This is a genomic window from Microbulbifer zhoushanensis (assembly GCF_021729055.1).
In the GTDB taxonomy this organism is placed as follows: domain Bacteria; phylum Pseudomonadota; class Gammaproteobacteria; order Pseudomonadales; family Cellvibrionaceae; genus Microbulbifer; species Microbulbifer zhoushanensis.
In genome coordinates this window covers 259,408-277,842 of record NZ_JAJSAO010000005.1, presented here as the reverse complement: position 1 = coordinate 277,842, position 18,435 = coordinate 259,408, and the positions used below count along the sequence as shown (strand labels likewise).

16 protein-coding genes are annotated in these 18,435 nt (G+C 62.3%); 10 read left to right on the top strand and 6 right to left on the bottom strand.

The window, feature by feature from the left end:
- Nucleotides 1–105: 105 nt before the first annotated feature.
- The 3 genes from LVD10_RS12005 (at nucleotide 106) to LVD10_RS11995 (ending at nucleotide 2,189) form a co-directional block, all read left to right on the top strand.
- Nucleotides 106–579, top strand: coding sequence for a Dps family protein (locus LVD10_RS12005; protein ID WP_232941640.1), 474 nt, complete (start codon nucleotides 106–108; stop codon nucleotides 577–579).
- Nucleotides 580–891: 312 nt separating this feature from the next.
- Nucleotides 892–1,230, top strand: a complete 339-nt coding sequence (locus LVD10_RS12000) for a PadR family transcriptional regulator (protein ID WP_232941641.1) — start codon at nucleotides 892–894, stop codon at nucleotides 1,228–1,230.
- Nucleotides 1,230–2,189, top strand: coding sequence for a hypothetical protein (locus LVD10_RS11995; RefSeq protein ID WP_237063795.1), 960 nt, complete (start codon nucleotides 1,230–1,232; stop codon nucleotides 2,187–2,189). The genes LVD10_RS12000 and LVD10_RS11995 overlap by 1 nt, the downstream gene beginning before the upstream one ends.
- Nucleotides 2,190–2,209: 20 nt before the next feature.
- Here the strand turns inward: LVD10_RS11995 and LVD10_RS11990 are convergent, their stop codons facing one another.
- Nucleotides 2,210–3,103 (bottom strand): LysR family transcriptional regulator, encoded by an 894-nt coding sequence (locus LVD10_RS11990; protein ID WP_232941643.1) that lies wholly within the window; start codon nucleotides 3,101–3,103, stop codon nucleotides 2,210–2,212.
- A gap of 162 nt (nucleotides 3,104–3,265) precedes the next feature.
- On the opposite strand from LVD10_RS11990, the gene LVD10_RS11985 reads away from it, so the two are divergent.
- The 5 genes from LVD10_RS11985 (at nucleotide 3,266) to LVD10_RS11965 (ending at nucleotide 12,404) form a co-directional block, all read left to right on the top strand.
- Nucleotides 3,266–5,239 (top strand): acetoacetate--CoA ligase, encoded by a 1,974-nt coding sequence (locus tag LVD10_RS11985; protein WP_255774687.1) that lies wholly within the window; start codon nucleotides 3,266–3,268, stop codon nucleotides 5,237–5,239.
- Between the two features lie 164 nt (nucleotides 5,240–5,403).
- Nucleotides 5,404–5,781: a hypothetical protein gene (locus LVD10_RS11980; protein ID WP_232941644.1), complete on the top strand. Its 378-nt coding sequence runs from the start codon at nucleotides 5,404–5,406 to the stop codon at nucleotides 5,779–5,781.
- 126 nt (nucleotides 5,782–5,907) lie between these two features.
- Nucleotides 5,908–7,692, top strand: a complete 1,785-nt coding sequence (locus tag LVD10_RS11975; RefSeq protein ID WP_232941645.1) for an autotransporter assembly complex protein TamA — start codon at nucleotides 5,908–5,910, stop codon at nucleotides 7,690–7,692.
- A 1-nt stretch (nucleotide 7,693) separates the two neighbouring features.
- Complete coding sequence (locus LVD10_RS11970) at nucleotides 7,694–11,677, top strand: translocation/assembly module TamB domain-containing protein (protein ID WP_237063793.1); 3,984 nt, start codon at nucleotides 7,694–7,696, stop codon at nucleotides 11,675–11,677.
- A 58-nt stretch (nucleotides 11,678–11,735) separates the two neighbouring features.
- The gene (locus LVD10_RS11965) at nucleotides 11,736–12,404 is read left to right on the top strand and encodes a nucleotidyltransferase family protein (RefSeq protein ID WP_237063791.1); all 669 of its coding nucleotides are present in this window, start codon (nucleotides 11,736–11,738) and stop codon (nucleotides 12,402–12,404) included.
- Here the strand turns inward: LVD10_RS11965 and LVD10_RS11960 are convergent.
- The 5 genes from LVD10_RS11960 to LVD10_RS11940 form a co-directional block, all read right to left on the bottom strand.
- Nucleotides 12,298–13,194 carry a M90 family metallopeptidase gene (locus tag LVD10_RS11960; protein WP_237063789.1) on the bottom strand — a complete coding sequence of 299 codons (897 nt, stop codon included), beginning with the start codon at nucleotides 13,192–13,194 and terminating at the stop codon, nucleotides 12,298–12,300. The two genes, LVD10_RS11965 and LVD10_RS11960, sit on opposite strands and share 107 nt — an antisense overlap.
- A complete protein-coding gene (locus tag LVD10_RS11955; protein WP_237063787.1) occupies nucleotides 13,191–13,862 on the bottom strand; it encodes an SOS response-associated peptidase family protein in 672 nt (223 codons plus the stop codon). The genes LVD10_RS11960 and LVD10_RS11955 overlap by 4 nt, the downstream gene beginning before the upstream one ends.
- Before the next feature lie 88 nt (nucleotides 13,863–13,950).
- Nucleotides 13,951–14,487, bottom strand: coding sequence for an NUDIX domain-containing protein (locus tag LVD10_RS11950; protein WP_232941650.1), 537 nt, complete (start codon nucleotides 14,485–14,487; stop codon nucleotides 13,951–13,953).
- 103 nt (nucleotides 14,488–14,590) lie between these two features.
- Nucleotides 14,591–15,064: a CYTH domain-containing protein gene (locus LVD10_RS11945; RefSeq protein ID WP_232941651.1), complete on the bottom strand. Its 474-nt coding sequence runs from the start codon at nucleotides 15,062–15,064 to the stop codon at nucleotides 14,591–14,593.
- Between the two features lie 74 nt (nucleotides 15,065–15,138).
- Nucleotides 15,139–15,567, bottom strand: a complete 429-nt coding sequence (locus tag LVD10_RS11940; RefSeq protein WP_232941652.1) for a hypothetical protein — start codon at nucleotides 15,565–15,567, stop codon at nucleotides 15,139–15,141.
- A 138-nt stretch (nucleotides 15,568–15,705) separates the two neighbouring features.
- Here LVD10_RS11940 and LVD10_RS11935 point away from each other — a divergent pair, with 138 nt between their 5' ends.
- Both LVD10_RS11935 and LVD10_RS11930 read left to right on the top strand, forming a co-directional pair.
- On the top strand, nucleotides 15,706–16,713 hold the full coding sequence (locus LVD10_RS11935) for a tryptophan--tRNA ligase (protein ID WP_232941653.1): 1,008 nt from the start codon (nucleotides 15,706–15,708) through the stop codon (nucleotides 16,711–16,713).
- Between the two features lie 120 nt (nucleotides 16,714–16,833).
- A complete protein-coding gene (locus LVD10_RS11930; protein WP_237063785.1) occupies nucleotides 16,834–18,411 on the top strand; it encodes an AbgT family transporter in 1,578 nt (525 codons plus the stop codon).
- Nucleotides 18,412–18,435 lie beyond the last annotated feature (24 nt).

Genomic DNA, 18,435 nt, shown 5'->3' with positions numbered 1-18,435 from the left:
CCCAAATAAATTTTTAATTTCTGACTGCGGCGTTACTATGGGGTCAATTCGATAAGTCATTCGGCTTTCGGGAAGTTTTTTCAAGACAGCAACAAGAGGTGGATTATGACCAAGATCGACATCGGTATTAACGAGCAGGATCGTGAAAAAGTCGCCCACGGCCTGAAGCGCCTGTTGGCGGACAGTTATACGCTCTACCTGCAGACACACAATTTCCACTGGAATGTCACCGGCCCGCTGTTTCGTGAACTGCACCTGATGTTCGAGGAGCATTACACCGAGCTGGCCGAGGCTGTCGACGACATCGCCGAGCGTATCCGCACCCTGGATGTTGAGGCCCCTGGCACCTACAAGGCGTTTGCCGAGCTCAGCTCCATCAAGGAAGTGGATTCCATTCCCGCGGCGGAGAAAATGGTGGAAATTCTCACGCAGGGCCACGAGCAGGTGGTCAAGACCTGTCGCGAAGTGTTGAAGGCCGCGCAGGACGCGGATGACGAATCCACCATGGCGCTGGTCTCCGACCGCATGAGCGTGCACGAAAAAACCGCCTGGATGCTACGGGCTACTACCAAGAAATAATCCTCCACAAGCAAGGCGCCCGGGTAGGGCGCCCCTGCCGGGAGTCAGTCTCCTGCACCCGTTCCCCCCGCGGGGAACGGGCGCCCCGGCAGGTGATACCCGTCAGGCGGTGGGTACTATTACCGCGGCTTCCCGCTTTTGATTCCTCCCTGGTTTTCCCCTCCCTCACTCCGCAACAGGTCCGTTGAGTCATCCTCTCCCGGGCAATTGGTACAACTTGGGTAATTTCTGCGGCCGGGTTTCGCGCTTGCATTCCTACGCTGTGTGTTACACAGTATATGCTGTGCATCACACAGTATGTGGAGGAGCGACATGACGCTGGATGCGGAGCGGCTCAACAAACTGGCGATGGAAATGCGCCGGGGGATGCTGGTACTGGCGGTGCTGCGGGCCCTGGGTAAGCCGCACTACGGCTATTCCCTACGCAAGCGTCTCGCCGCCATCGGCCTGGAAATCGACGAGGGCACGCTCTACCCGCTGCTCCGGCGGCTCGAGGGACAGGGGCTGCTCAGCAGCACCTGGCAGGTCCACGATGGCCGCAAACGGCGCTTTTATGTCATCGCGGAAGATGGCAGGGCGGCATTGGAACTGATGACAGGGGAGTGGCGCAAACTTAATCACGCTATCGATAAGCTTGGGGAGGAGTGGTAATGGAACTACTGCAGCGATATGTGGATAACGTCAAGACTTACCTGCCGGGCGGCCTGCGGGATGATATCGGCAGCGAACTCTATTCGGGCCTGCAGGACCAGTACGACGATTTAAGCGAGGCGCTGGGCCGTGATCCCACCGAGTCCGAGCTGTCGGAATTGCTCAAGCGCAGGGGGCATCCGATGGAAGTGGCTGCGGCCTACCAGCCGCGCAGGGCGCTGGTGAGTGAGGCGCTGTTACCACTGTATATGCAGGTCCTGAAGTGGGTCTTCCTGGCGATCCTGATCGGTAACGGTGCGGTGCTACTGGTCGAGTTGCTCAACCAGTCGCAGCCGCAGTTCCTGGCCGCCGCTCTGGGGTGGTTGAAGGGCAGTTTCGATGCAGGCCTATACAGTTTTGCACTGGTGACACTGGGCTTTTTCCTGGCCGGTGAAAGCATCAGTTTCAGCGATGCATTCGGCAAGTGGGATCCCCGGAAACTGCCCAGGATTGCCGCAGCGGGCCAGCGTATCAGCGCTTTTGACAGCGCGGTGGAGCTGGTGGCCATGGTCCTGCTCGCGGGCTGGCTCAACGACCTGTTTCCCGCGATTCAGGTGACCGGCCCCGGGGGTATTGAGGTCACGATATCCAGCGAATTGCGCGCACTGCTCCCGTGGTTGAACATGGCTATTGCCCTGAACCTGTTGATGGCACTGGACAAGCTCTTCCTGCCATTCTGGACCCGGGCCAAGCTGGCACTGGACAGTGCCATCAACCTGTTGTGGCTGTTTCTCTTTGCGCAGCTGTTCGGCCTGGAGCAGGTATTCAGCTTGCAGTGGGAAGGCGCCGGGGTTAATTCATGGGAAATGCCGGCAGCCAAGTGGCAGCTGGTGGTTATCGTTGCCGCGCTGGTTACCGGGTGGGACCTGCTGCAGAACCTGCGACGCTACTTCCGCACGATCGCCGACCGGCCGGCCTGAGTGCTTAAGAGGAGGCGGCTTCAGTGGCTGCCGGATGGCTCTGTCACCAGCTGCAAAAGTGCACTGGCCGGTGCCGACAGCGCACCGCGGCTGCGCAGCAGCACACCGACTTCCTGCTCAACCACTGGTGCCTGCAGGGGGAGGCAGGGCAGGCCGTAGTCGCGCATCTGCGGTCGGCAAAGCTCAGGGACCACGCTGGCGCCGATGCCGGCCCGCACCAGCTGGCCGATAGTGCTGAGTTGGTTGGCTTCGCATAATAACCTGCCACTGTAGCCGCTCTCTGCCATCGCCGCATCGGTCCAGCGCCTCACTGCCGAGCCCCGGTTCATGGCGATAAACGGCTCCGCGGCGAGCGCCTGCCAGGTCACAGAGTCCCGGTCCGCCAGCGGGTGTTCCGGTGGCACTACTGCGATAAAGCGATCTCTCGCAAATCCGTGAAATTCGAGTCCGGCCAGGTCATCGGGGCGGAATGCAATGCCAATTTCCGCTCGGCCTTCCTGGACAGCCCGCTGCACCCGCTCCATTACGATATCCTCGATCACGATGTTGATGGATGGATGCCGGCGATTGAATTCTGCCAACAAGCCCGGCAACCGGTTAAGGGCAAAGGCGGGTATCACCGCCAGGTTCAGTTGTCCCTGTTCCAGCCTGAAGCGTTGCTGGATCGCCTCCATGGACTGGTCCCAGTTATTCAGGAGTTGTTCCGCCCGGCCGAGAAACTCGCTCCCTTCCGGCGTGAGTGCCAGCTGGCGACTGTCGCGGTTGAACAATGGGCCGCCCGCTGCCTCCTCCAGGTTGCGGATGGCCACCGACAGGGCCGGTTGCGAGATATGCAGCAGGGCGCTGGCCTCGGCCAGGCTGCGGCTTCTGGCGACCGCGACAAAAGCGCGCAATTGCTTGAGAGTGGCACTCATTAGACTGTTAACCGTAACCTGGTCATAATTTAACTTAAAGTTAACAATTATAAATATATTTTAAATTTTATTAAGGGTAAGACCAAGGCATGATTGTGACATGCCTGTGATGCCCGTATTTTTCCGGGCCCGGAAGACAATAAACACAGAAGGTCAGACGAGATGAGTATAACCGCACAGCCCCTGTGGCAGCCGACGCCGGAGGCCGTAGCCGCCACCCAGATGGACCGGTTCCGCCGGCTGGTCAACGAGCGCTTCTCCACCAAACTGGAGGATTACCACGCGCTGCACCAGTGGTCGGTGGATCATCGGGAGGAGTTCTGGAAGCTGTTGTGGGACGAGACCGGGGTCATAGCCAGCGAGCGGGGCGACACCGTGCTGGAGAATGACGAGATGCCAGGAGCGCGCTGGTTTCCCGGCGCGCGGCTGAATTTCGCCGAGAACCTCCTGCGTTACCGCGACGATCGCACGGCCCTGGTGGAGCGACTGGAAAATGGCAGCCGCCGCCAGCTCACCTACGCTGAACTGTTTGCCCGGGTGGAGCGCCTGGCCGCGGCACTGGCGGAACAGGGCGTCGTCGAGGGCGACCGTGTCGCCGGTTTCATGCCCAATGTCATGGATACTGTGGTCGCGATGCTGGCTACCGCCAGCCTGGGTGCCATCTGGACCTCCTGTTCACCGGATTTCGGGATCAACGGGGTGCTCGACCGCTTTGGCCAGGTGGCGCCGAAAGTGCTGTTTGCCTGTGAGGGCTATTTCTACAACGGCAAGACCATCGATTCCCTGCCGCGGATCCACGAGATAGCCGCGCGAATCGACTCGCTGGAGAAGATAGTGGTGGTGCCGGTGGCGCGCTCCGCCGGAGATACGGCTGCAGCCGTGGCCGACCTGCCGGGCAGTACCACTGTGGAGGCCTTTATCAAAGGCGCCCCGGAACAGCCGCTGACTTTCGTGCAGACGGAGTTCAACCACCCGCTGTATATCATGTATTCCTCCGGAACCACCGGGGTGCCCAAGTGCATCGTGCACGGTGCCGGCGGCACCCTGCTGCAGCACCTCAAGGAGCACCGCCTGCACTGTGATCTGGACCGGGACGATACCCTGTTCTACTTCACCACCTGTGGTTGGATGATGTGGAACTGGCTGGTGAGTGGCCTCGCCTGCGGTGCTACCCTGGTGCTGTTCGACGGTTCCCCGTTCTACCCGGCGGCGGAGAGCCTGTGGGATATGGCGGACGAGGAAGGCATCAGTGTTTTCGGCACCAGCGCCAAGTACATCGCCGCGCTGGAAAAGGCCGGCCGCAAGCCCCGCGAGACCCATAAACTGGAGAACCTGCGCGCAGTGCTGTCGACTGGTTCACCGTTGGCCCACGAGGGTTTCCGCTATGTCTACCGGGATATCAAGGCCGACCTGTGCCTGTCTTCCATCTCCGGTGGCACTGACATCATCTCCTGTTTTGCCCTGGGCAACCCGGCCCTGCCGGTCTATGCCGGTGAGCTGCAGTGCCGTGGGCTGGGCATGGCCGTGGAGGTATGGAACGACGACGGCGAGCCGGTGGTCGGTGAGAAAGGTGAGCTGGTATGCGCGAAATCCTTTCCGTGTATGCCGATCGGGTTCTGGAATGATGAAGATGGTTCCAGGTACCACAGCGCGTACTTCGAGAACTGGCCTGGCGTATGGGCCCATGGTGATTACGCGGAAATCACCGGACATGGCGGGGTGATCATTTACGGCCGCTCTGATGCGGTACTCAACCCCGGCGGGGTGCGTATCGGTACCGCCGAGATCTATCGCCAGGTGGAAAAAGTCGAGGAGGTGCTGGACAGTATCTGTATCGGCCAGGAATGGCAGGATGATGTTCGGGTGGTGTTGTTCGTGGTTCTGCGCGACGGTGTCACCCTGGACGATGAGCTGGTGCAGAAGATCCGTACCACCATCCGCGCCAACACCACGCCGCGCCATGTGCCGGCCAAGGTGATCCAGGTCACCGATATCCCACGTACCATCAGCGGTAAAATCGTTGAACTGGCGGTACGCAATGTGGTGCACGGCAAGCCGGTGAAGAACCAGGAAGCGCTGGCCAACCCCGAGGCCCTGGCACTTTATAAAAACCTGCCGGAACTGGGATCCAACTGATCGATTCCGGCAAAGGGCGGCGGCCGGTATAAACCGGCAGCCGCCCGGTCCCTTCTCCGCGTCGCCCCATCCCCTGGCGCTGTACCATTCCTGCCAAACTGCGCTACCCTGAAGTCGCAAGAAACGCTTTTATAACCTCCAATAATCTTCACGGAAGAGCACTGATGATCACGTATCTCTACTGGGCAGCAGTGATTGCCCTTGTCGTTTTTTCGCTCCTGGCGGGTAGTCGCATGGGTAGCCTGAAAGTGGGGGGCATTTTTGCTGTCATTATCTTTCTGGTGGGTTGGCTCGCTTACTATTTCCATTTCGAACAGGTCTTCGTCAAGCGGTTTGGCGGGGTGATGCGTATTTCCGTGCCTGAGGGGCAGCGCCATATCGGTGCCACCTGGAAAGAAGACAACCTGTGGATCGAGAATTACGATCCGCAAACGAACCAGTGTATTTTCTCCGAATATTCCAAGGGCAACCTGCTGGAAGGCCGGGTGATAATCCGCGACTGCAACCCGCTGCTCGGCACCGGCGCCGGCAGCACCCGCTGACCCGGGACACGCAACTTCCGGCGCAAACCAGGATCGAAGGGTAAATGGACATTCTTCCCGCCCGCCCGGGCGGGATCGGCTGCGCGGCGATTCCCCACAGCCGTAATTCAATAATGGATGAGTTCTTTGCGCGTACTAATCGGTATTCTCCTGGCGGCAGTGCTGTTCGGCCCCATGCAGGCTGCGCGCGCCATTCCCTTCTTCGATCAACTACCCGATTTCCGGGTGCGGGTAGCGGGTGACCGTGACCTGGAAGAGTGGCTGGGCGACCAGCTCAAGGACCTGCGCAAGGGCAGCAGTGTGCTGGAGAACTATGAGGACCCGCGGGATGTGGCGCGCTACGAACGGGGTAACCTGGAGAAACTGCTGCGCTCGCGCGGCTACTACGACAGCCGTGTGCGCGAATCGGTTAGTGACGGCAAGATTGTCTATCGCGTCGAGCCGGGCCCCCGCTACCTGATCAAGGATATCTCGGTGGAGATGCCGCCCCAGTTGCGTCGTGGCCTCGGCGCGCTGCCCCTGCAGATTGGCGATCCACTCAACGCCGAGAAGGTCAAGGAAGGCGTGACAGTGATCGAGAAGTACCTCAATGACAATGCCTGCCTGTTGAATGTGGATGTGAGTTATGAGGCCACGGTCATACACAGCGAGGCTGCTGCGCGACTGGTTTACCGTGTGGCCCCCAGTCCCGAGGTTGTTGTGGGCCAGGTCTATATCGAGGGTGTTACCACAATCGATGGCGATTACCTGCGCGATAAAGTCGGCATCACGTCCGGTGAGTGTTTCAAGCGCAGCCGGCTGGACGCTGCCCAGTTGCGATTGCTGCGTACCAACCTGGTGGCCGGGGTGGGCAGCGAGGTTTCCGAGCCCTACGGCGGTGTTGTGGATATTACTTTCCGGATCCAGGAGCGCAAGCATCGCACCGTCAAGCTGGGTGTCGGCTACACCTCCAGCGAGGGCGCCGGTGTGTCGGCGGGCTGGGAGCACCGCAATGTTTTCCATCGCGGCGAGAAAATTGATATCGAGAGCAAGGCCAATCCCGTGCAGCAGAGCCTGAAGGCGCGACTGCTGGTGCCACGCTTCCTGCGCGATGACCAGGACCTGACCGGCAAGGTGGAACTCTCCAATGAGGAGCGCGATGCCTACCAGGCGGAATCGTTCACCGTGGGTGCAACCATCTCCCGCAAGCTCAGTGAGCATCGGACGGCGAGTGTCGGCAGCGAGCTGAAATTCAGTGATATCGAGGAAGAGGGCGGTATCACCGAGAACTACCAGTTGCTGGCTTTCCCGCTGGGCCTGAAATGGGATACGACCGACAGCCCGCTCGATGCGCGCAAGGGTGCGACTGCGGCGCTGGAGGTGAAGCCCTATGTGGACCTCGGCACCAGCGGCAGCAATTTTGTGAAAAGCCTGGTGGTAGGGACCGGTTACCACACGCTTGCAGATACCCGCTGGGAGCCAACCCTGGCGCTGCGCCTCAAGGCCGGGGTGATATCCGGTGCCGACAATGCCGATGTGCCGGCGGACGAGCGCTTCTACGCCGGCGGCGGTGGCTCCGTGCGCGGCTACGGTTACCAGGCGCTGGGCCCGCGCCGGGTGATCGAGCCGGAAGAGCCGGGCGAGCAACCGCGCCTGAGTGACCCGATTGGCGGTCGCGCCCTCAGTGAGATATCCCTGGAAGGACGTCTGCGTTTTACTGAAAAATGGGGCGGGGTGATATTCGTCGATGGTGGCAATGCCTACCTGGATCCTGAACCGCGCTTCGATTCGCTGTTGTGGGGGGCGGGTATCGGTGTGCGCTATTTCACCTCCTTCGCGCCCGTGCGCTTCGACATTGCAGTGCCACTGGATAAGCGGGAAGGGCTCGATGACGACTTCCAAGTATACGTGAGCCTGGGGCAGGCGTTCTGATATGGCACGGTCGCTCTCTGCCCTGGCATCTGGTTTCGTGCGCGCCATTGGCACGGTGCTCCGCAGTCTCTGGCACTCCCTGGGCGGTCGCGGTGCACTGGTGTCCAGTGTGCTGCTGGTGCTTCTGCTGGCGTTGCTTTATTTCGTTGGCACCGGCCCGGGGCGCGTATCCCTGACGCACGGCGCGCTCGCCCTCTCCGAGCGCCTTGTGCCGGGGCTACGCATCCAGGCGGGCGAGGTGGCCAGTGAACGCCTGGGCGCCTGGTCGTTTTCCTCCCTGAAAGTGGATTACGAGGGCGAGGTGCTGTTACAGGCCCGTGGGCTGGCGCTGGGCATCGACCTGCCGGGGCTTGTCGCCGGCAGGGTGGATATCGAGCGGGTGGGTGCCGCCGACCTGTTGCTGGACCTGGATGTGTTGCAGTCGCTGCTGGAGGCGGGCGCCGAGCAGGCCGAGGCAGAGGTGGAGGAGCAGCCGGCGGCGGCGCTCGATATTCCCTCCATCAGGCTCGGCCGGCTGGACATCGATCGCCTGCGGGTGATCGACCGGCGCTACCCGGATTTGCCCCCGGTGGCCGTGGACGGGGACGGCTACTTTCGCTGGCAGGGCGAGACAACCCGCGGGGGGCTGGAAATACGCGAGCTGGACGGGGCGGGGCTGTTGGTAAGCCTGGCTGCCCGCGAGACCAGTGAAGGGCGTTACCGGGTGGAATTCCTGGCGCGCGAGGACAGCGGCGGATTTGCCGGCCAGCTGTTGCAGCTGCCCTCCGGGCAGGCGCTGGATGCCAGTGGCCGGATTGCAGTGCGCGAGTCCGGTGACCGGCTGGCAGTCACCATCGAGGAATTTTCCCTGCCGCTGGTGTCCCACCGCTTCGGGCTTGCCGGGCCCCTGGAAATCGCACTGTCGCCCTGGCTGGTGGAGACCGGCGGCCTTTCGCTGACTGTCGATGACACAAAACACGCGATTTCAGGCTCTGTCAGCGGCGAACGGGTGGATGCGGAAATTCGGCTCAATCGCCTGCCGCTGGCCATTTCACAGCCCTGGCAGGATTACCTGCAGGGCGGCTGGCTCAGCGCCGACCTGTCACTGCAGGGCCCGCTGTCGCTGCCGGCGGTCTCAGGGATGGTGGAGCTGCGCAGTAGTTACCGCCAGCAGCCGGTACACCTGGAGGGCCGGGTGCAGACCCGGGATGAGGTGATCGAGCTGGCGGGTGCGACGCTGGAATTTGCCGGCGCCCGCCTGGACCTGGCCGGCGAAGTGGACATTCCCGCAGAGTCCATCGATCTTCAGGGCGAGCTGGCGCGCCTGGAACTGGACGATATCCGCGCGCTGCTGGCGGTGCTGCCGGAAGAGAGCCGGGTGGAGTTGCCGCCGGAGCTTTCCGGTGCCATCGACGGCCTGCAGCTCAGCGCCCGTGGCCCCTGGGGCAACCCGGACTTTACCGCCACGCTCCGCGCCAGCCCGGTTTATGGCGAGCTGCAGGGTGATCTCCGCGCCGTGGTTGCGGGGAGCCCGAAAAAGATTCGCGTGCGGGAATTCAGCCTCAGCGGCGAACATTTCCAGCTGGGGGGGAATGGCGACGTCTCGCTGGAAAAGGAAACCCTGCAGCTGCAACTCACGGCGAGGGCAGATGAATTCCCGCCGCGGTTGCTGCTCGATATCCCCGAGCTGGCCGGCATTGCCGTCAACCTGGATGCGGAATTGTCCGTGCGCGGGCCCTGGAGCAAGCCACAGCTCCAGGCCAGTATTAACTCGGACGGCAAGTACCGAGACTATCGCTATAGCCTGGAGGGGGCTGTGGCCGGGGATATGGACCGGATCCAGCTGGACGGAGTGCGGCTGGAACTCTCCAGTCTCGATCCCGGCCGCGGTTTTGGTGTGACCGCCCTGGCGGGACAACAGTCCCCGGTCACCAATGGCGATGAGGGAGGCAAAGGTTCACTTGCGCCGCAGCAGAGCCCCAGTCGCGTGCGCGAGCTGGCCCGGGAATCCGCCCAGCTGGCCTGGCAGGGTGAGGCCTGGCTGCAGCTGGACGGGATCGTCGAGCCGGGCAAGCAGCGTGCCCGGGGAACAGTGGCGGGGCGCAATATCCCGGTATCCCTGGCAGAGTTGGCGGGCGTGTCCCTGCCCGCCACACTGGAGGGTGAGGTGAGCCTCGACGGGGAATTCTCCGGGCCTTTCGCCAGTCCCGAGGCCCAGGTCAATATCCTCGCCCAGGGCAGCTTCCGCGAGGAGCCCTGGCGCCTGCAGGGCGACGTGGGTTACCGCCAGGGCAGTATTTCCCTGTCCGGTGTCGACCTGCAGTGGGCGGGCCGCAACCGACTTCTGGCCGAAGGCAGCCTGAATGAAAAAGAGCTCGACCTGGAGCTGCGGGGCAATGCCATGCTGGCCGACCTGGAGCTGGGCCTGCCGGCGGAACTGAACGAACGTGGTGAGATTACCCTGCAGGCGACCGCCGCCGGCAGTCCGCGCAAACCGCAGTTGCAGGGGGAGCTGGGCCTCACCAGCGTCACTGATGGCAAACCGTTGTCCGGCGCGATCCGCTGGCAGACCCGGGGGCCCACACTGGAACTGGAATTGGAGATGGACCATGGCACGCGCCGGGCGGCGGAGGCCAGTGCACAGCTGGAGGTGGGGCCAATCCTGGAAATACTGCTGGCCGAGCGCCCGGCCGGCAGTGCGCGGCCGCCATTGCCCCTGGCCCTGGACAGCGGGGGCAGCGCGGACCTGTCCGTGCTTGAGGCTTTTCTCGATCCCGGGATTCACACCATGCAGGGGCAGCTGCAATTTACCCTGACCGCGGATGGCACCGTGGAGAAGCCCCGGATGCTGGGGGAGGTGCGCCTTGAAGGGGGCTCCTACGAACATCGCCCGAGCAATACCCGCCTGCGACGTATTGCCCTGCTGGCGCGCCTGACCCCGGATCGCTGGGTGATCGAGGAGGCGCGGGCGGAGGACCGGGAGGATGGCCGCATTGATATCGGTGGTGCAGTGACCTTCCCGGCAGTGGGGCCACCGCAGCTGGCGTTCGAGGTGCGTGCACAGCGGTTGCACCTGCTCAATTCCCCCGCCGTGCGCGGCGCTGTATCCGGCACGCTGGGACTGAGCGGGACCACCGAGGACGCGCGCCTGGAGGGGCGCCTGACCCTGCGGCCGCTGGAAGTACAGGTAGAGCAACTGTTCGGCAGCAGTGTGCCGGAAATCGAGGTGGTTGAAGTCGAGGTGGACGGCCCGGTGCAGCAGCGCGGCCCGCCCATCCTGGAGAACATCGCGCTGGCGATCCAGGTTGTGCTGGACCAGCAATCCTACGTGCGTGGCCTGGGGTTGAACTCGGAGCTGCAGGGGCAGGTAAATGTCGCCGGCACCGCGGCCAACCCGAACGCATCCGGGGAACTCACCATCGTGCGGGGTAATTTCGACCTGCTGGGCAAGCGCTTTGAGTTGCTGGAAGGTCGGGTGCTGTTCGAGAACAGCGAGGCTGCCATTTTCGTCAAGGGGCGTCACGAGTACAGTGACGGTGAAATTATTGCCGAGATTTCCGGCACCGCCGACGACCTGGATATCGAATTCAGCTCCACGCCCGAGGCGGCCCAGGATGAGATCTTCGCCCAGCTGCTGTTTGGCAAGTCACTGCAGGATATATCGCCACTGCAGGCGGTAAGGCTGGTGACGGTAGTGCGCACCCTGCAGGGCGGCGGGGCCGGCTTCGACCCGGTGGCCAAAACCCGGGAGTTACTCGGGGTCGATACGCTGGATATCAAGAGCGAGGAGGGCGAGGAAGGCCAGGATCGCTATGCGCTCAGCCTGGGCAAGTACATTACCAGCCGCATTTTTATCGAACTGCAGCGCAGTACTGATCCCCTCAACCCCTGGGAGGCCCAGATGCAGATTGAATTGCGGCGCAACCTGAACCTGGAGCTGAAATCCGCCGGTAGCAATGAAAGTGGCGCCGGCAGCGTGGAGCTTCAGTGGAAGAGGGACTATTAGTTTGGGGAAACCCGGACAGCCGCGTTGGCATGAAAGACGCCGGGGCAGGGAGCCACTGATGGAATACGCCGCTATCCTTCTCGCCGCCGGCTACTCGCACCGGTTCGGCAGTGACAAGCGCCTGGCGGATATCGACGGGGAGCCCATGCTGCTGGCAACACTGGCCGGTATTCGCGCGGCCCTGGATACCCTGGGGCCGGGCCCCGCCGAGCCGGGCCGGCTGCAGGTGGTGGTTCGTTCCCGGGACGGGCTGGTGGGCCGCCTGCTGGCGGGGCAGGGTGGGGAGTTGGTGCGTGCCCCCGCCTGGCCGGTAGGGATCGGTGCCAGTATCTCCGCTGCCGCCGCGAAACTGGCGTCGCTGGATGAGCCGCCACGGGCCCTGGCGATCTGCCCGGCAGATATGCCGTTTGTAAGGCCCGAGTCATTGTGCGAGCTCTTGCGCCACTGCGCGGCGGACAAGATCTGTGCGCCGGTATTCGCGGGGCAGCGGGGCAAGCCGGTGGTGTTCGGCCGGTGCTTCCTGGGGCAACTGGCCCAGTTGCGGGCCCGGAAGGACTGGGAGCGGGTAATCCGTGCCAATCCCGCCGCACTGTGCGACGTGCCGGTGGATGATATAGGCGTTACGCTGGATGTTGACTGCCCCGCAGATTTTCATCGTGCCAAGCGGCGGGGTCCAGATGGTAGAAGGCCCGCAGCTCTGCATACAGCTTCCCATGGTGGTCCCTGAGCTCCACCGGGATCGAGAAAAAAGACTCTGATGCCACGGCGAAAAACTCCGCCGGTGACTGGGCGCCATAGGGGTCGAGAATGGAAGCCTGTCCCCCGGCAGCCTCGTCGCTCCCGGTATTGCCTGTCCCTGTTTTCTTCTCCTGCCTAATCACCTGGTGTCGCAGTCGCTCATATTCCTCCCGAAAGACCGGCGCCCAGTTACGTCCCGATTCATTATCGGTGAACAGGGGGCGGCCGTCATAGACACCGTCCTCTTCGTCCAGCTTGTGGGCAAATTCGTGCACGATCACATTGCGGCCCTGTTGTGGGTGGAGCAGGTCTTCCTCGATGTCAGCCCAGGACAGCACCACCGGCCCGAGATAGTGGGACTCCCCCTCCCGCGCGCTGGCGGCGGTCATCTCGATGGCGCCCTCGAAATGGGTTTCCCGCGCCACATAGGTATCGGGGTAAAGCAGCACGGTTCGCAGTGCGGGGTAGCAGCGGTTTTGCCGGCCGGTCAGCAGCAGGCAGGCCCAGGCGGCCACGCAGAGCCGCATTTCATCGGTTATCCGCAGGCCGTCACAGCCGACAAACTCCTTGTCATGCAGGAACAGGCTCACATTGGCGCACAATTCCCGCTGGGCTTCCGGCGCCAGGGCCGAGTAAAAGGGCAGGGCGGATTGCAGGTGCCGGTAGCCCGACGGTGTGAGGGGACGCGCTCGCAGGTAGCGCCGCCGCCATTTCTGCCAGTAGACCGGCAGCACCCAGACCAGGATTGCCAGCGCGATAACGGCCAGGAATGTGTTCATGACTGCCCCTCACCGGGCGCGCCCACCGGCAGAGCGGGACCGGTGTAGTCGGTGGATGTGGCGCGTTTCAGTGGCCGGTATTGCAGGACCCGGTCAGCGTAGTCGACCCGCGGTACCAGGTAGGGGCTGAAGGGCGTGGTATCGGTATCGCCTGACAGCCACTGGCGGATAAATCCGCTGCTTGGTGGGGCGATCATGGGCAGGCTCTTGTCGTGGAAGCGTTCCGTTAGCGGGTGCGCGGGCAGCGTAATGATCGAGCAGCTCAGCAGCCTGCCGTCGTCCCAGCTTTTGTACAGGCCGCAGAAGAAAAAAGGTAGTCCAAACGAAAATTCCACCGGGTTGTCGCCGTGCTGGCTCTCAACCCAGGCATTGGCCGGAACCAGGCAGCGGGAGTGCCGGTACTCCGGACGCTTGGGTAACTTGCGCCAGTTACTGTTGATGGACCAGTATTTTTTATGGGGGCTGTAGTGGTCACCCTCTTTCTGCAGGTACAGGTGCCAGATTGCCGTTTCCAGTTCGGGCGTCCCGTGGCGGCCGGTGACAATGCTGACCTGTGAGGTCGGCCGGCGCCGGCGGCCATAAATCATTCTCTGCGGGTAGCCGACGCCCACCTGCTCGAGAAATCGCTCTATGCCGGCATGGTCGTCTGCATCGAACAGGCTGCACATGGGTGTTTGGGCCCTTGCTGTAAAAGCGGTGACAGGCAGGAGTGTACCAGCTGGGTGACAGCTGTCGCGCACCCGTTGCAGGGGCCTGCTACTGGCCCGCAGCAGTCAGCCGCGATAGTGCCATATAGCGCTGGATGTATGGCTTGTGTGTGTAGAGGATATCCTCCGGCAGGTCATCCGGGGCGAAGAAGCGGGTCTCCACCACCTCGCTGTCATTGAATACCATATCCCCTTCCGCGATTTCACACTGGACCGCGATATCAACCACCGGTGTATAGGCGGGTTTGCGCACGTCGAGTACCCGGGTGGACAGCACCTCGGCCCCTATTTCTTCCTGTAGTTCACGCCGCACCGCCTGCTCCACGGTTTCACCGTGCTCGAGCCATCCCCCGGGCAGGCCCCAGGCATCCTGGTAGCGGTGGCGGACCAGCAACAGGGAGTCTTCCCTCTTAATCAGGAACACCATGCCGACCAGGAACTTGTCCGAGGTGATATATGAAATTTTCCAGCGCAGGTCGACCGGAAGCTCGCGGTAGATCGTGTATTTGAGCCCGGGAAAGGCGAGGAGGGCGGCTGCAGCCCCGCAGCAAGCCAGGAGGATAAGGGCTAGGGTCTTCTTGATCATGGGGCGCTTGGCTACCTCGATTCGCTCGCCATGGCGATATTACTGGCAAGCATTCGCCGCATAGCGGCTTTATTACTGCATGGATCTGTCATTGGGCTCCCGGTTACCAGTCACAATACGGGGTGTCGACCAGGTTCGCATTGTAATAGCGGGGATCGCCGGTAACCTCTGCTGTGACCCAGTCCGGGCGCTCGAATTCCTCGGCCTCCGACTCCAGCTCAATTTCGGCCACTACCAGTCCCCGGTTACGCCCCGAGAAAATGTCGATCTCCCACTTGTGCTGTCCCACGGTTACGATGTGGCGGGTTTTCTCGATGACCTGGCCCCCACACAGGGTGTCGATAATTTCCTGTGCATCCGCCACGGGAATTTCGTATTCGAACTCGCTGCGGGAAATACCCCTGGTGGCCCCCTTGAGGGTGAGAAAGCCGCGGTCGCCATAGATTCGCGCCCGGACTGTGGATGTGCCGGACACCGGCAGGTAGCCCTGGGATACGGCGGTGCCCCCCTCCCGGGTGGCCAGGGTAGCGGCAAAGCCGGGCTCCACCAGGAATTTTCTCTCGATTTCTTTGGCCATCGATGTCTCTGCCAAGTCTCCATAACAGGGGCCCGGGCCAGCCGGCCGGGTTACGCGGGTGGTGGTGCCCGGGCTCAGTAGAGCTCGCCCAGTGGGACGGCGCGCGCCGCGCGCCTGAACAGCCGTCGTCCCAGTTCATACTCGGGCCCTGACTGCGGCGACCATACACTGCTGGAATGGTACTCCCCTACCCATTGAACTTCTATCTTCCAGGCCGCGCCGTCCAGGCCATGGCGTTCCGGCGGTGGGCGCGCGCCCAGGTAGCTTCCGGTTACCAGCCGCCGTATCCGGTCGACGAATGAGGCCTCGACCTCCAGTGATACCGGCCCCGTGCGGGCTTTGCCCCAGGGCGTGCTTTCCGCAATACAGAGTCTACCCGGTACCGGGTCCAGCCGGATGGTTAGCGGAAAGTCAAAAGCGCGCTCCAGGGTGAAGCGCACGTAGTCCCCCGGGCGTGGGGTCAGGTGCTGGTGGCTTTGGGCTGGTAGTGGTAACCGGTTCAACCCGGCTCCCTGGAGAGATATGGCCTGGTTGAATTTTGAGCGGCCGGGCCGGTTGGCCCGGCATACAACCGCGCCGCTGAAACGGGTATCATGTCGCTCAGATTTGTACCAGTATGTAGCACGGAAACCCAAGGATCTATGAGCAAGCAGCGTGTCCTGACCGGCATCACCACCACCGGCACTCCCCACCTGGGCAATTACGTGGGCGCCATCCGCCCGGCGATTGCCGCCAGCCAGGAGGAAAACAACCAGTCCTTCTACTTCCTCGCCGACTACCATGCGCTGATCAAGTGCCAGGACCCGGAGCAGGTACACCAGTCCACCCGGGAAATTGCCGCCACCTGGCTGGCCCTGGGACTCAATACCGACAATGTGGTGTTCTACCGCCAGTCCGATATCCATGAGATCCCGGAACTCACCTGGCTGCTGACCTGCATGACCGCCAAGGGCCTGATGAACCGTGCACACGCCTACAAGGCGGCGGTGGATGCCAACCGGGCCGACGGCGAGGACTCCGACTTCGGCATCAACATGGGCCTGTACAGCTACCCGATCCTGATGGCCGCCGATATCCTGATGTTCAACGCCAACAAGGTGCCTGTGGGCAAGGACCAGGTCCAGCACATCGAAATGGCCCGTGATATCGCCCAGCGCTTCAACCACCATTACGGCGAGCACTTTGCGCTGCCGGAGGCGGTCGTGGATGATCATGTAGCGGTGCTGCAGGGCCTGGACGGCCGTAAGATGAGTAAAAGCTACGGCAATACCATCCCGCTGTTCCTGACGGAAAAGCAGCTGAAAAAGCACATCAACAAGATCAAGACCAACCTGCTGGAACCGGGCGAGCCCAAGGACCCGGATACCTCTACCGTGTTCCAGGTCTGGCAGGCGTTTGCCACCCCGGAGCAGACCGCCGAGATGCGCAAGGCTTTCGAGGAGGGCATCGCCTGGGGCGAGGCCAAGAAGCAACTGTTCGAGCTGGTCAATGGCCAGATCGGCGATGCCCGCGAGCGTTACCATGAGCTGCTGGCCAACCCGGCGGATATCGAGGCAGAGCTGGAAAAGGGCGCCGAAAAGGCCCGGGCTTATTCCGCCCCGTTTATCGAGAAGCTGCGCGCGGCGGTGGGTATCCGCAAGATCGGCTGATTGCGTTGCCGGCTCGCCGGCGCATTCGCTCAATGTAGTCATCCGCGGGCCATGGCTCGCGGATGGATGTATAAGAACAACAAACAAGCACAATAACTACTAATTACAGGGAGCCCTGTTATGAGTGATGTCGAGGCGAGTCCTGCCGCCGGTGTAGAAGGTGGCAAGGGCATTGAAAAAAACAGCTGGGTCAACCGGGCGCTGAACCGGGTAGAAGTGATCGGCAACCGCCTGCCGGACCCGGCGGTACTCTTCCTGATCCTGATGGTCACCGTATGGGTCTTCTCCTGGCTGTTGTCCGGGGTCAGCTTTGACGCGCAGCACCCGGCAACCGGTGAGGCGATCCGCATCAACAATCTCCTCTCGGGGGAGTCACTCGCATACTTTCTCTCCAACATGGTCACGACCTTTACCGGCTTTGCCCCCCTGGGGGTGGTGCTGGTGGCCATGCTCGGCGTGGGTGTCGCAGAGCAGAGCGGGTTTATCAATGCGGTGCTGAAAAAGCTGCTGGGAGTAACCCCGCAGATGCTGCTGACCCCAATGGTGATCCTCGTCGCCATCGTCAGCCACACGGCAGTGGATGCGGGCTACGTGCTGGTGATACCGCTGGGTGGGGTGATCTTCTATGCGGCCGGACGCCATCCGCTGGCCGGTATTGCGGCGGCGTTTGCCGGCGTCTCTGGTGGTTTCTCTGCCAACTTCGTGCCCTCGGCGATCGATCCCCTGTTACAGGGCTTTACCCAGTCGGCGGCGCAGATCGTGGATGCACAGGTACAGCTCAACCCACTGAACAACTGGGCCTTTACCTCGGCTTCCTGCCTGGTGATCGTGCTGCTGGGCTGGTGGCTCACCGACCGGGTCATCGAACCGCGCCTCAGGGACGTGGAGATCGACGGGGACGAGAATGAGATGCCGGTGATGCAGGACATGGGCGAGCGCGAGCGCCGGGCGCTGCGCTGGTCCCTGCTGGTGATGGCTGCCGGCATTGCCGGGCTGGTGGCCTGGATGCTGCCGGAGTCCTCGGCCCTGCGCGATGGTGCGGGCCAGCTGGCATCCTTCGGTGCACCGGCGATGAAGTCGATCGTGCCGCTGATCTTCCTGCTGTTTATCATCCCGGGAGTGGTGTTCGGCTACCTGACCGGCACCTTTGGCAAGTCGAAGGATGTTATCGACTCCATGTCGAAGACCACCGGCTCCATGTCCTACTACATCGTGATGGCGTTCTTCTGTGCCCTCTTTATTGCCGAATTCGGCCGCTCCGGGCTCGGTACATTGCTGGCAGTGGAGGGAGGCGGCCTGCTGGCGGCGATGAACCTGCCGGGACCCGTGACCCTGATGGGCATTATCCTGCTGGTGGGCTCGGTAAACCTGTTCGTGGGTTCCGCCTCCGCCAAATGGGCGCTGCTGGCCCCGATCTTTGTACCCATGCTGATGCAGGTGGGTTTCTCCCCGGACCTGACCCAGGCCGCCTACCGGGTGGGGGATTCCTCCACCAACATCATCACCCCGCTGATGCCGTATTTCCCACTGGTGGTGGTGTATTGCCAGCGCTACGTGAAGGGTACCGGTATCGGCACCCTGGTATCGTTGATGCTGCCCTATTCAGTGGCCTTCCTGTTGTGCTGGTCGATCTTCCTGGTGATCTACTGGTCCATCGGCCTGCCCCTGGGGCTGCAGTCCAGCTATACCTATCCCTGACATTGACCGGGAAACTGCCGGCGG